Origin of the sequence: Bacteroides sp. D2 (assembly GCF_025147085.1) — a bacterium.
Taxonomy (GTDB): Bacteria; Bacteroidota; Bacteroidia; order Bacteroidales; family Bacteroidaceae; genus Bacteroides.
Genome location: NZ_CP102261.1, coordinates 4,719,477 through 4,732,899 on the forward strand (window position 1 = coordinate 4,719,477; position 13,423 = coordinate 4,732,899).

Consider the following 13,423-nt stretch of genomic DNA (forward strand, 5'->3'; position numbering starts at 1 on the left):
ATAAGGGCACGGTTTGCATGAATATGTAAATCGTGCCCTTATTTAATGGTATATTCTATTTTCGGTCTATCGTTTGCAGATAGCCTTAAAATCGCAATACGAACATTTTTTAGTATCTTCTGTCTGCGTAAAAGGCTCTTCTTCGCTGAATATTTCTTCTAATAATGCTTGTAGGCGTTCACGGAATTCATCTTCAAAGAAAGCGAAGTTGTTTACCGGTATTTTCGGTTTACGGGGTTCTCCCATTTCGATAACAGGCGAATAGTTTTCTGATGCTGCCCGGTGGATGTAGAGCAGGGCAGGAGCTACCATTAACGATTGTTGTCGGCTCATGATAGCGGCATACAGAAAAGTCTGGAAGATATAGTTCGGGCGTGTTTCCGATGGGGTGAACAGTTGTTCGATATTAGCAGGTATTTTAGGACTTCCTCCTGTCTTGTAGTCAACAATCCGCAGGGTACTTTCTTTAGCATCCATACGGTCGATTGTGCCACCCAGACGGAGAGTGAACGGTCCTTGTCCTGTTTGTATAGTTATCTCTTCTGAAACTTTCTTTTCCATAGCGACCATTTCGAAAGGAGTATATTGAAGGTCGTTGCGCAGCAATTGTTTCAGATAGGAAACAATTACTTTGGAGTTAATAAGTTGTATGCCGTTATATTCCGGTTTTTCTTCGGGAGAAACCTTGAATAATTCTTCTTTGAAGGCTTGGTCAACGTAGCTTTGTAGTTTCACATCATTGCGTAATAAGCGTTCAAGATCTTCTTTCTGTATCGTTTTTCCGGCTGCAGTCAGGTCAGTGTATGCCGATTGGGCGGAGAGGTGGAAAATGGTTCCGAATAGAGCGGAATCAATTTCAGCACTAACTTCGTCCGGTGTTTTCAAGCCCGCTACATAGCGGTAGTAGAATCTCAACCGGCAATCCAGATAAGCATTAAGGGCAGAAGGAGAGAGAATCACTGAATTTGGATGAGTGCTATCGTAAGCACGATAGAGTCGTCTTAATACTTCAGGTGTTTTTTCTACTCGTATCTCTTGGGTACTTTGCGGAGATTGTCCGGCTTCCAGATACTCGCGAGTGATATCATGCGGACCTTCTACAAGTAACTGCAGCATGAAACGGGATTCTTCTCCACGGTTGAGACCGTCCGAAGAAGTATTGTAGAGTAGCGTGATATTCTCTGCCCGTTGTATCAGTCGATAAAAGTAATAGGCATACACTGCATTTTTGTGTTCGATAGTGGTCATGCCGAATGCTTTCCGGAGATTATAGGGAATAAAAGAGGAATCTCCTCCGGATTTTGGAAGTTGTCCTTCGTTGAGAGACAATATAATGAGATTCCGGAAGTCCAGATTACGTGTTTCCAATACTCCCATGACTTGCATTCCAATAGCAGGTTCTCCGTGGAAAGGAATGTTAGAAGATGTCAGTACTTTGGTAATCAGTCGTTTCAGAGTATCGGTGCGTATATTTAACTCTCCGCTTTCAATCAAACTGTAGAGACGGTTGATTTTGGTATGGCTTTGAAAGAGCGATTCTCTATATAGTTGATTGAAAATATCGTTGTATTCTCCTTCTTTCCGATAAATGGTTGAAATGTATTTGATTAATTCGATCAGATAATCGCATAGTTCTTTTATACCATTACGGGGAGTGAAGAGGGTAGTTAGGAAATCATCCTGTTTAAGTTCCGACGGGAGTGGATAAAAACGATTTGTTTGGGTCAGTTCACGTTCCAGGGGACCGGCATGGGATGATAATTGCTGGGTATAGGGATGTTTCAATATGGCGGATACTGCCTCATAAGTGAATCGGCCGGTGTCGGAGCGGTAACCATTGGTTTGTAGTTCCATTGCGGCATTGATAAAGCTATAAACAGGAGTTTGTGCCAATGGGAATCCCATGGTGATATTGACATTTTTCACTTCCTGCGGAATGGAGTGAAGCACGGGGAGTAGCAGAGCTTCATTGCAAAGTACTACAGCATTTTCTTTTTCCTTTTCTTCGGCAATTTGTGAATGATCGTCTGTCATCGCCTTAATCCATTCGGGAAGGAAACGTGCCTGGGCATTCTCGGTAGAAGCGGAAATATAACGTATTTTCTTCGGTTCTTTGAAGGAGTTGAAAAAGTTTTCCGGGAGTTCGTTCGGAAATTCCTCGAGATTACGTTTCAGGAATTCTCCGGCCTCGTGTTTTTTGATTTGTTGGGTGTAGAAAATATCATAGTCCCAATAGAAGAGTGCCTTGCCTGCATCTTTCAGTTTGCTGAAAAAATCATTTTCTACCTTGTTCAATACATTGAACCCGACAAATATGTATTTGTCGTATTTGAGTTGGTCGGTATCGAGCTGTTCGATTACGTTCCGGTAGAGCATGCCTTCGTAAGCAATGCCTAACTCTGTCAGGTTCGTCCGATAACGATGGTAGATAGTACCTAGCTTATCCCAAAGGGAAATAAATTTTTCTTTTAGTTCGGTCCGTTTTTCAATGGAGAAATTCTGAAAAAACTGTTGTATGGCTTCTTCCTGCTCTTTGTCGAGGAATTCATAGTCGTCCATCAGATTTTTCAAATCTTGTAGATTACTGAATAATTTATCGGCATCGACCATATTCTTATCTACATCATCAAAATCACTAATCAACAACTCTCCCCAGAAGTAGAAATCATCCAATGTTTCCTGGCTCTGTGTTTCCTCTTTGAATACTTTATAAAGTTCGCAGACCAATCGAATAGGATCGCCGCTTTTCTGTACGGATAGTTTCTGAAACAGGTCGCTGATACTCATGGCAGCCGGTGACCAGATCGGTTGATCGGATTCTCCTGCTAAATATTCATTGAAGAACAAGTTAGCACGTTTATTAGGGAAAATGAGTGCTGTACGTGACAGGTCATTTCCTATCTTGGTATATAAATCATGAGCGACTAGTTGGAGAAATGATTGCATATTGATTAAGTTTTTCTAATTCATATATTTATTGTAGTCGGAACATAACAGGAACGGTGAAATAAACAGCAACTTTAGTACCATCTTCCAGTTCTCCCGGTTTCCATTTAGGCATTTGATTAATGACACGTAAAGCTTCTTTATCCAGATAAGGATCTACACCACGTAAAACTTTTGGCTTGACTACATTTCCTTCTTTATCAACGATAAACTGAATAATAGTACGTCCCTGTACACCATTACCTTCTGTTCCTGTATTAGGGTATTGAATATTTTTTGCAAGAAATTTCATGAGAGCTTGCTGGCCTTCAGGAAAATCGGGCATAACAGGCACTTTCTCGTAAACGTCAGGATAGTTTATACGAGTATAAGTGATTCTCAATTCCGGGCCATACATCGCACTGAATGAGAGCATCAGATTGTATGTCACTTGTACTGTCTCATTTGCCAACATGCCGGGTGTCCAACGAGGAATGAGAGACATGACTCTTAATATTTCAGCTTCAACTTTGGGATGTATCTTGCGAGTAATCTTTGGATTGATAACTTGTCCGTCATGATCTATAGTGAATTTTACATCAGTGTATGTATTATTAGCAATACTATCTATTTCTGAATAACGAAGATTTTCTTTCAGAAATTCTATAAATTTTTCTGTTCCTCCGGGAAATTCCGGTAGCTTCTCCGGACCATAAAAGGGAGCTTCCCCTTTCATGTCTTTTTCTTGTATCAGGCTGTCAGCAGTAATGGTCCAATTCATTTTAGGGCATTGTAGTGTTTCTGCGTTCAATGAAGTAGGAGGTATTATTGTAAGTATGCCAGTTGATAGTCCAAACAGAGTGATGGCCTTACCTACACGGCGTTTTCGTTCAAGCTGTTGCTCCAGATATCGAACTTCTGCTTCGCATTTGGGGCAAGTACCCAAACAATCTCCCTGATACTGACATTCAGAAGTAATGAATTCAATATCATTCGCTTCGGCTATCTGCCGACGAATCTCTTTTAAAATTTTGCAAGTTTGCTTTCCACGTTTCATGGTATTATCTATATTGAAAAGGAGATATTATTGTTTGGCTCTGAATACGATTGGAACTGTATACCTTACAGCTACAGGTTTTCCCATTTGAGTTCCGGGCTTCCATGCTGGCATTTTTTTTATAATTCTCAATGCTTCCTTATCATAAACCGGATGAATCCCACGAGCAACTTTTGCATCTATAATCTTTCCTTTTTTAGTAATAGTGAACTGGACAATAACACGTCCTGAAATACAAGGCCCGTCTTGAGGATAGTTTGTATTTTTGGCTATATATGCCATTAATGCTTTTTGACCTCCGGGAAATTCAGGCATTACCTCTACCATCCCAAACATAGCCTCTTCTTTTTTCAACGACAAGGCTTTTAGCTCCTCTGCAGTAATGGTGGTTCCTGCTACCTGATGTCTTTTTTCTGTTTTTCCACCCGTAACTTCAACTTTAGGAAGTGAATCACAACTGTTACTTAGACTGTCCTTTATCGCTTCTTGTCCATATAGAGGAGAAGAAATCAATGCAGCAGATAGTCCAAGAGATACGCCCACTATTTTTACATTTAATCCGGACCTTTGGCGGTTGAGAAGTTGTTGTTCCAAAGAACGAACTTCTGCTTCGCATTTGGGGCAAGTGCCCAGACAGTCTCCCAGATATTGACATTCAGAGGTGATGAATTCAATATCATTCGCTTCGGCTATCTGCCGACGAATTTCTTTTAAAATTTTACAGGTTTGTTTTCCTCGTGCCATGGCATTAATCATTAGGGGTTTTATAGGTGAATCGGTCGAATTGGGTGATTCCCATTTCTTTCAAAAGCTCTATGCTGTAGTCTACATCTTTCTCCGTATTATAAGAAGGAATGAGCGGTGTTCGAATGATAATTTTCCCGGTTTTGCCTTCTTCGATTAAATACCGGAGATTGCATAAAACCCTTTCATTACCTTTTCCGGTATATCGCTGATAAATGTCATTATTCATGTCTTTGATGTCGACGATATAATTATCTACAATAGAAATCAACTCTTCTACATTCTGTAGTGGAACATTGAGAGACGTTTCGACAGTGATTCTCCATTCCGGTCCGCAAAGTTGGCGAAACTGCCGGATGAACTCGTTTTGCAATAATGGTTCTCCACCTCCAAATGTGACTCCTCCGCAGCTCGCCAGAAAGTAAAGTTCGTCTTTGCGTACTTCCTCATAGAGTTGGTTACAATCGTATCTCTCCCAAACGCCATCAGGCTGTAGAGAAGTTGGATTGAGACAATATTTGCAACGCAACGGACAGCCATGGAAAGCAACTAATGTTGTAACCCCTTCACCGTCAATCGTTAGTCGATGGCGGGCAATGCCGATGAGAGGAATAGCTTTCATACTTTTTCTATTTTTTCTTCATCCACATACCACAAATAGCCGGTGATATTTTTATATCCCATCTTGGTAAGAAGTTGCATATATCCTTTCACTTGTTTGTTATATGTAGGATTTTCCTTACCAAACTTGAAATCGACTACAACAACCTGATCGTCTTTCATCATTACACGGTCCGGACGACGGGTTTGCAAAACTCCTTTTTCTTTATAGATAATAGCACATTCATTAAACAGTGTCCATTTTCCAGAATACCAATCTTGAATTTCAGGAGAAGAAAAAGCTTTCTTTGCAACTTCACGAGCCACTTTTTCTTTCTCGTCATTTCTGATAACTCCTTCAAAAATAAGCCGTTCGATGGCCGGATCGATATCTTCTGCTGTTTCGATGACAGAAAATAAAGTATGTAACATACGTCCGCGATTGATAAAGCGGTCGTCCGAATCTTCTTCTTCAATGCCCTGAATGAAGTCAGCAGAGCGGTTGGACTGACGAAATTCAATATCATGCCGCATGGATTCCATCCGGATAGGGAGTTTTTCTGGTTTCTGGGTTAGCTTGTTTGTGGATGTCTTTATTCTTTCTTCTTCGGAAGGGCACAGTTGTCCTTGCTCGTAACAGTCTTCTTCCCAGTCAATCCCTTCTTCTTGGGCTACTATCGGTAGGGTGTTTGCCAATAGTTCGGACATGGTGCCTTTTTGGCTTTTTCTGCTCCAGATAATAAGGTTTTTCCCTGCGCGGGTAAAAGCAACGTATAGTAGATTGAGATTATCTACCCAAAGTTGAAGACGTTCTTGCAGGTACTCGTTACCATAAATCGATTCTGCCATTTGAGTGGAATAATTAATAGGAAGAATATCCAATGCATTGAACGGTGTTGTTTGTGGGGCGCACCATACGAGCTGATTATTGGTTTCATTCTCCAGCTTCCAGTCGCAGAAAGGAAGGAGTACGGTATGGAATTCCAATCCTTTGGATTTGTGTATGGAGAAAATCCGGATACCTTCTACTTCTCCACTTGGAATTGTTTTACTGCATAATGTTTCGTCCCAATGCCGGATGAATCCGTCCAGCTCGGAAGAATTGCTTTGCAGATAATCGGTCACGGCATCAAAGAAAGCGAATAAATAGGCATCCTGATCTTTGATAAGATTCATCTCGAATATACTGAAAAGTTCTTCTAAAAGCTCATAGAGAGGCATTAGTCTTAGTTCCTTTATCCTTTCCAAAAACGCTGCGGGAAGATAATTCTCGGCAGGGAGGAGTAGGAGAGTATTCCAATCCAGTCCTTTCTGTAAGACCTCGTTTTGATAGGCTACGGCCAGTTGGGCACGAGCTATTTTATTGTTTTCATCGGAAAGGAATCGTAGTGCATTCAGCATCATACAAATGGCAAGAGAGGCATCCAAGCGGAAAGCTTCGTCTGATACCACTTTATAGTGTAGCTCCTTATCGAAGTAATCGGCGATTCGGGGAATACTTTTATTTTTCCGTACCAGGATGGCTATATCATTAAGTCGTACTCCAGAGGTGAGGAGATGTTTTACTTCTTCTCCCAGACTAATTAATGTCTGCTCGGTATAATCATGTTCTTCGTCGGGTTCGAGAAAAGATACTTTTACATATCCTTTTTCTGTACTTCGTGGAGATTCCTGCACAACGTCGGCATAGGCTTTCTGCAGATCCTCACAATCCTTGCCTAACTGTTGTTTATATACTCCGTTCAGATAGTTGGCGGCAGCTGTGAAGATTTGGTTATTAAACCGGATCACATTGGTTTCACTTCTCCGGTTGGTAGCTAATGTCTTGACGCGGATCGGGAAATGTTCGATGTGGTCATTCAGGCTGTTGAGAATTCCCCAATCGCCATTTCGCCAACGATAAATGGATTGTTTAACGTCTCCTACAATCAAACTGTCTGCTCCTTGAGACAATCCTTCTAATAAGAGCAATTTGAAATTTCCCCATTGCATCCGGCTGGTATCCTGAAACTCATCTATCATGACGTTATGGATATTCGTTCCTATCTTTTCGAATACAAAAGAGGAGTCACCGTCTTTCACCAGCTGATGGAGCAGGGCATTCGTATCTGATAATAGAAAACGATTGTTGTCGTGATTCAATTGACGTACTTCTTCATCGATATTGGCGAGGAGTTGCACTTTGTTGAGATGTTGCAGGGATAATCGGCAACTATTCAGTAACAAATTATTCTTGGAACGTAACTTTTCAGCATCTTCCAGAATTTGCATGAGACTGGAGTTGGCTAAATTAATGATGTCCGCGTAGCGGGGAGAAGTCTTGGTTGCCCAGTTCTTTGCGTCTTCCAGACATTTTTCTACTGTGGCATTACGGATATCATTGCCTAAAATACCATTATTAAGTTTACGAAAATAACTTCCGATTCCGCGTGAACCGTTTTTCAGATCATCAGCAGTCAGTGCGTGTCCATCCAGTTCTCCTTCGAATTGGTCGTAGAATCCTTTCATTTGCTCCAGAATTTCCGTTTCCAGAGCTTTCAGTTGCTTGCGATACTCTTTGATGGTATCCGGGTTTCGTAACCGTTGCCGGAGTCCTTCTCCCTTTTCAATATAACCTTCATCGAAAATATTGCGTCCGAAACTTTTTACTTCATCCGATACGTTCCAACGTTTATCATCGGCAATCCGCTCGTTGATATAATCTAGCAACCATGCGAGGACGGGAGAAGTGGGTCCTAGTTTCTCAATCATGCTATCTACAGCGTCACTAAGAACTTCGGTGTTATTTAACTCGATATTCAGATTCGGGCTAAGTTCCAGTTCCCGTGCAAGATTGCGCATGACAGATTGAAAAAATGAGTCGATAGTCTCTACCCTGAACCGGCTGTAATCATGCAGCATATAGCTAAGGGCGACGCCTGCCGCTTCCCGTATCTCCTGTTCGGTTTTTCCTGTCTCTTCTTTAATTCGGTTGAGGTAGGCTTCGGAATCTTTATCGCCTATCTGTATGCCGTAAAGCTGACTAAGAATGCGTTCTTTCATTTCTGCTGTTGCCTTATTGGTAAAGGTGACAGCGAGAATTTGCCGGTAGGCGCGGGGATTGAGAATTAACAGTTTGATATATTCCACTGCCAGGGTAAATGTCTTACCCGAACCTGCGGAGGCTTTATAGACTAAAAGTTCACTCATGTTTCTGTTTATGGGATATACTCGATTTTAGCAACAATGACCCGTATGTCCTCCGGTTCTTTCCCTGCCTTTACCAATGCCTGATGAAAGTTTTTGGGGAAGAACATGAAGAATGTATCCGGAGTGGAATCTACATATTTTATTTTCTTGGCTTTGTAGAAAGTAACATCCGGTTTGTATTCAGTGATAGGCTCTGCATATTCTGTTGAAGTAATTCCGAAACGTTCGGTGCCTTTCACTACATATTGCAGATCGATACCATGGCGGTGTGCTTCGATTTTACGTTTACTGACATCTTGTGTTGTTGCATCCTGTACATTGATGTAACAATGTTCGCCATCCACTTCATATCGTCCAGCAGGCATATTCGCAAGGTCGTGGGTAGCTAGCCATTGGAAAGTCTTGTCCCACACTTTCTGGTTCTTATGATATTGTGACGCAAATTCCTGATAATCGGTTGTTTTATGAGGCATTGCCTTCAGTCCGTTTGCCCATTCTTGTTTTTGTGTCCATTGACGGGCCTGCTTAAGAGTCCAGTTATCAGCGGATTCTTGTGAACACACGTTTTCAGTGAAGAAGAAAAGAAAAAGTCCGATAAACAGGCTTGAACTACTAAATACAAATTTTGATTTCATGATTGTTCGAAAAAATTAGGTCCGAAAATAAGTATGAATAAAGGTAGATAGTCTTTTAAAGCTACTCGCAATAACTTTAAGGCTTGTCCAATCCTGTAATTAATCGTTTGTGGAGATACATTCAGCTTCTCGGCAATTTCTTTATGCGTCAGATGTTGATTGCGGTTCATCTCGTAAGCTTCGAGATATTCTTTCGGAAGTTTTTTTAGTGCTTCTTCATATAAACGGAAAAGCTCATCACTCAAATAGAAGTCCGGGTTATTGAACTCACTATCATATTTATCAACGATTTCCTGATGAACTTTTCGTTTGATCTCAAAATGGGAAAGACGGTTGAGAGCTTTGTTCTTGACAATCGTAAAAAGAAGTGTTTTGAGTGTCAACTCTTCCATAAGAGTGCAACGATTTTCCCACAGCCACATCATCGTTTCTTGTACAATCTCCTCTATTTCTTCCTGCTCACCTACATACTGGGAACAAAAAGCACATAGCCTACGGAAATAATGTCTGTAGACGACGTCAAAAACTTTTTCTTCTCCTGCTTTTAGGGCAGTGATAACGGACTTATTATTATTTATATCCAAATATATCGGAGATTGTGACATTCTCTTTTAATTTATGTAAGACAAAAATAATGAAAGAAGTAGATAAATGAAATAAAAATGCGAGAAAAAATATTTTTTTCTTTTTCTCTTTAGTATATTTGTGCTCACAACTGTATTACTACAAAGGTATTATAGTTTTTTTTTGTAAAAAGATAAAAGAGCATGGATGAAACTATCTTGGTGAATTACCTGCAAGGTGAATGTAATGATGAAGAAGCTGCTCGGGTGGAAGCTTGGTGCGAGGAAAGACCGGAAAACCGGAAAACTTTGGAGCAACTTTATTACACTCTCTTTGCAGGTGAGCGTATAGCGGTGATGAATACTGTAGATACAGAGGCGTCATTGGATCAATTTAAATCAGTTATCAGAGAAAAGGAGAAAAAGGCTAAGCGGAAAAGTATTTCAATCCGTTGGGGACGTTATGCTACTGTGGCGGCTGCTTTTCTTACCGGACTCGTTTTTGCCGGTGGAATTGCCTGGGGATTACTTTCTAATAAGCTTTCGGATTATGAGGTGATAACTGCTGCCGGACAGAGAGCGCAGACTGTGTTGCCGGATGGTAGTAAGGTATGGCTGAATGCATCTTCAAAAATAGTTTATCATAATTCTTTCTGGAGTTCGGATCGTCAAATCGATTTGTCGGGTGAAGCCTATTTTGAGGTGTCTCATGATAAACATGCTCCATTTATAGTAAATAGTAAGCAAATCAAGACTTGTGTGCTTGGTACGAAATTTAATGTGCGTGCACGCCAAGATGAGAATAGGGTAGTGACTACCTTGCTTCAAGGACTGGTACGGGTAGATTCTCCGCGAACGGAAGAGAATGGTTATTTGTTGAAACCGGGACAGACATTGAATGTAAATACGGATACTTATCAAGCAGAGTTAATTGAATATAACCAACCTACAGATGTGCTTCTCTGGATTAATGGCAAGTTGGAATTTAAGCAACAGTCTTTATTGGAAATAACCAATATTATGGAGAAGTTGTACGATATCAAATTTATCTATAAGGATGAAGCATTGAAATCAGAACGGTTTACCGGTGAATTCTCTACTGATAGCACTGCTGATGAGATACTGAATGTATTAATGCATACCAATCATTTCTCTTATAAGAAAGACGGACGGATTGTCCGGGTGATGAAGAAATAAGAGATAGATTAGTGTTTCTAAAAGGCAGCCTAATTAGATCCTGAAAGATTAAGGTTTGTTCGTTATATAAAGTGAAGTGCTCCCAAAAGTTAGATACATAACTTTCTGGGGGCATTTCGCATATATGTAGTGGCAAATTGATTGGAATGGGATTTTATTAGATAGTCTTTAAAACGAAAAATCACCCTCATTACAATGAACTGCACCCCAAAAGTTGAACACAAAACTTAAGGAGTGCAGTTCAGTCATGTAGTGAGGGTGATTTTATGAGCTTAAGGCCTGTTTGATAGCCTCTATTCTATATTTTTATAGTTATCTATTCATAAATACTTACTCACTTTTGGGTTCGTAAACATTAAATTCTGTAACATCCGTACGACCACTTGAAGCAATGGTAATAATCTGATATTTTAGATATCGCGTAGTAATAGGAGAAATGAACGTAATATTTTGTGTGCCCCCAGATATTGCTAGTGAACTTAATGATTTCCAAGTCGTACCATTATCAGATTGTAAAATCTCTACTTCTCTAGGAGCATATGAACTTGAATTTCCCCAATGATTTGTTTTGATGCCTGTTAACACCTTAGTTTCTCCTAAATCAACAGTAAACCAGAATCCTGCACCACTAAGAGCAATATCAGTATTAGTCCTGCCATCAATTAAGTTATTACCTGTTCCTTCTACTCCTTCTTCTAGCTTAATTACCCAACCTGCACGATTACTGATAAGTTGGCTATTGCTAGGAGTACCACTTTTTAGATTGCAGTAGGCAGCTTTATTAATAATGACAGGTAATGTACTTAAGCTACTACTAATAACTGTGTTCTTATCATTGGTAGTTACATTACTGATTGATATACTGAAAGAGAAACTTGTTTTTTCCATGATACTGGCGAATATCGTCGGATCAACCGTCGCAGTGATTTCTTCAGAAGTCATCTGTCCCTCTTTGAGAGTAACTTGTGAGGAACTTAAAACGATCTGGCTTGCATCAAGCCCTTCTGTTTCACTTTTTGCACTTAATGCGATAACCATATCTGTAGATACTGCTTTTTGTGTTTTTACAGTGAAAGCCATCTTCATTTCATCTCCTCCGATTCCATTCGCATCATGAGTCAGATTGAACTTTTTTACATTCCCTGATAAATAGTCATTTCTCTGTAGAGACACATACGTAGCATTCCATTCGTTAAAAACTTCTTCATTATCGCTACAGGACGAAATGAACGGGACAAACAAGCCGAGTAGAGTTGCTATTGATAGTGATTGAAATATATTTTTCATATGTACATACGATTAAATTATTACTATTTCCATTCGGTAGATTTATCTGTAGATAAAATACCGTCAATCCAGGTAGGAGTAGCAGAAGTAGTCAAAGTATGACCTTTGCCAGTTGCGTCTTCGAATACATTGCCTTGTCCTTCATTAAATCGCCAATAAGCTTCCAGACCTACAGATTTTGGGCTCACTTGGGTCATGTTATTCTGAATTTGAGAAGCGGAACGAACTACAGACCAGATACGTGCTTCACTCATCAAAATTTTACAGTTTCCCCATCTACTATAAGAATCATCACCTAAGCAGAACCAATTTACATCGGAGAAAGTTGTTGCTCCTGTTGGTATACTCAACACACCCGAATCAACTCCGTTTATGTAAAGTCGATAGTTGGAACCATCACAGACCAATGCTAAATGTTGCCATTCGTTTGGCTTGAAAGAATTACTTGGATTCAAATAAAGCCGGTTACGTCCTACAATCTGTACTAATGAATGTGCCTTATAATTTTCATTATCACTTTGAGGATCCTCAAAACGTAAAAGGATAAAGTTTGCATCATCTCCTCCGTTCTTAAATACTGCACGGTCACGGTCAGCTGTGTTGGCTACCTGGAAACGAACCTCTATAGTATATTGTGAATACGTTTCGGGAGATTCTGTGAATTTATTAGCTTTTAAACTAGGAGCGCCAACAAACATTGGAGCTGAAAATTCGATAATACTTTCTGCCAAAATAACAAAGGTTCCGGTATTTTCCATCGGTGAAATACTTCCATCTTGCAATACTAGTTTTACAGGCAGTGCATATGATTCTCCCGATTTCATCATTTCCTGACTGAAAGCTTTCAAAGCGATGGGGAGGGCATCGGCTGCATATTGTCCTGCTTTTACAGTAATCGTTTCCGGCAACGTATAATAATCTTTGGGCAACATTATATATCCGGTTCCATTAATATGGTTATAAGTGTCCAGTACTGATTGATCTGTAACCAATTTATAATGATTGTCTGTAGAAGAAAGATTACTAAGATGCACATTTAGGGTAGTAAAACTTTCTCCAGTAGCCTGTACGGTCACTTTTTGACTTGTACTGGAAAGAGCTTCTTCAATATAAGCATGTGTATCTAAAGTATCGTATTTTGCATCTCCACAACTTACTATACTTCCTAAGCCTGTTATGACTGCGGAGAAGCATAAAATTTTTATATAATTCATACGTTTCATAGT

Annotated in this window: 10 protein-coding genes; 1 reads left to right on the forward strand and 9 read right to left on the reverse strand. The window is 40.1% G+C overall.

Annotated features, from left to right (window positions below; translation table 11 throughout):
* Positions 1 to 66: 66 nt before the first annotated feature.
* The 7 genes from NQ505_RS17290 to NQ505_RS17320 are packed head-to-tail and all read right to left on the reverse strand — an operon-like array spanning position 67 to position 9,755.
* Complete coding sequence (locus tag NQ505_RS17290) at positions 67 to 2,946, reverse strand: PD-(D/E)XK nuclease family protein (protein WP_008999493.1); 2,880 nt, start codon at positions 2,944 to 2,946, stop codon at positions 67 to 69.
* A gap of 28 nt (positions 2,947 to 2,974) precedes the next feature.
* Positions 2,975 to 3,982 (reverse strand): energy transducer TonB, encoded by a 1,008-nt coding sequence (locus NQ505_RS17295; RefSeq protein WP_008999494.1) that lies wholly within the window; start codon positions 3,980 to 3,982, stop codon positions 2,975 to 2,977.
* Between the two features lie 27 nt (positions 3,983 to 4,009).
* Positions 4,010 to 4,726: an energy transducer TonB gene (locus NQ505_RS17300; RefSeq protein ID WP_008999495.1), complete on the reverse strand. Its 717-nt coding sequence runs from the start codon at positions 4,724 to 4,726 to the stop codon at positions 4,010 to 4,012.
* Positions 4,727 to 4,730: 4 nt separating this feature from the next.
* Entirely contained in the window at positions 4,731 to 5,348 is a 618-nt protein-coding gene (locus NQ505_RS17305; protein ID WP_008999496.1) for a radical SAM protein, read from the reverse strand.
* Positions 5,345 to 8,515, reverse strand: coding sequence for a UvrD-helicase domain-containing protein (locus tag NQ505_RS17310; protein ID WP_008999497.1), 3,171 nt, complete (start codon positions 8,513 to 8,515; stop codon positions 5,345 to 5,347). Before NQ505_RS17310 ends, NQ505_RS17305 begins: the two co-directional genes overlap by 4 nt.
* An 8-nt stretch (positions 8,516 to 8,523) precedes the next feature.
* Positions 8,524 to 9,150 (reverse strand): YhcH/YjgK/YiaL family protein, encoded by a 627-nt coding sequence (locus NQ505_RS17315; RefSeq protein ID WP_008999498.1) that lies wholly within the window; start codon positions 9,148 to 9,150, stop codon positions 8,524 to 8,526.
* Positions 9,147 to 9,755, reverse strand: coding sequence for an RNA polymerase sigma-70 factor (locus tag NQ505_RS17320; protein WP_004300457.1), 609 nt, complete (start codon positions 9,753 to 9,755; stop codon positions 9,147 to 9,149). Before NQ505_RS17320 ends, NQ505_RS17315 begins: the two co-directional genes overlap by 4 nt.
* A 162-nt stretch (positions 9,756 to 9,917) precedes the next feature.
* On the opposite strand from NQ505_RS17320, the gene NQ505_RS17325 reads away from it, so the two are divergent.
* Positions 9,918 to 10,910, forward strand: coding sequence for a FecR family protein (locus NQ505_RS17325; protein WP_008999499.1), 993 nt, complete (start codon positions 9,918 to 9,920; stop codon positions 10,908 to 10,910).
* Positions 10,911 to 11,240: 330 nt separating this feature from the next.
* Here the strand turns inward: NQ505_RS17325 and NQ505_RS17330 are convergent, their stop codons facing one another.
* Positions 11,241 to 12,197, reverse strand: coding sequence for a DUF4999 domain-containing protein (locus tag NQ505_RS17330; protein ID WP_008999500.1), 957 nt, complete (start codon positions 12,195 to 12,197; stop codon positions 11,241 to 11,243).
* Positions 12,198 to 12,220: 23 nt separating this feature from the next.
* Positions 12,221 to 13,420, reverse strand: coding sequence for a DUF1735 and LamG domain-containing protein (locus NQ505_RS17335; RefSeq protein ID WP_008999501.1), 1,200 nt, complete (start codon positions 13,418 to 13,420; stop codon positions 12,221 to 12,223).
* Positions 13,421 to 13,423 lie beyond the last annotated feature (3 nt).

Excerpts from the sequence above, each read along its gene's own strand:
- NQ505_RS17290 (WP_008999493.1), bottom strand. The coding sequence starts at position 2,946 with ATGCAATCATTTCTCCAACTAGTCGCTCATGATTTATATACCAAGATA.
- NQ505_RS17295 (WP_008999494.1), bottom strand. The coding sequence starts at position 3,982 with ATGAAACGTGGAAAGCAAACTTGCAAAATTTTAAAAGAGATTCGTCGG.
- NQ505_RS17300 (WP_008999495.1), bottom strand. The coding sequence starts at position 4,726 with ATGGCACGAGGAAAACAAACCTGTAAAATTTTAAAAGAAATTCGTCGG.
- NQ505_RS17305 (WP_008999496.1), bottom strand. The coding sequence starts at position 5,348 with ATGAAAGCTATTCCTCTCATCGGCATTGCCCGCCATCGACTAACGATT.
- NQ505_RS17310 (WP_008999497.1), bottom strand. The coding sequence starts at position 8,515 with ATGAGTGAACTTTTAGTCTATAAAGCCTCCGCAGGTTCGGGTAAGACA.
- NQ505_RS17315 (WP_008999498.1), bottom strand. The coding sequence starts at position 9,150 with ATGAAATCAAAATTTGTATTTAGTAGTTCAAGCCTGTTTATCGGACTT.
- NQ505_RS17320 (WP_004300457.1), bottom strand. The coding sequence starts at position 9,755 with ATGTCACAATCTCCGATATATTTGGATATAAATAATAATAAGTCCGTT.
- NQ505_RS17325 (WP_008999499.1), top strand. The coding sequence starts at position 9,918 with ATGGATGAAACTATCTTGGTGAATTACCTGCAAGGTGAATGTAATGAT.
- NQ505_RS17330 (WP_008999500.1), bottom strand. The coding sequence starts at position 12,197 with ATGAAAAATATATTTCAATCACTATCAATAGCAACTCTACTCGGCTTG.
- NQ505_RS17335 (WP_008999501.1), bottom strand. The coding sequence starts at position 13,420 with ATGAAACGTATGAATTATATAAAAATTTTATGCTTCTCCGCAGTCATA.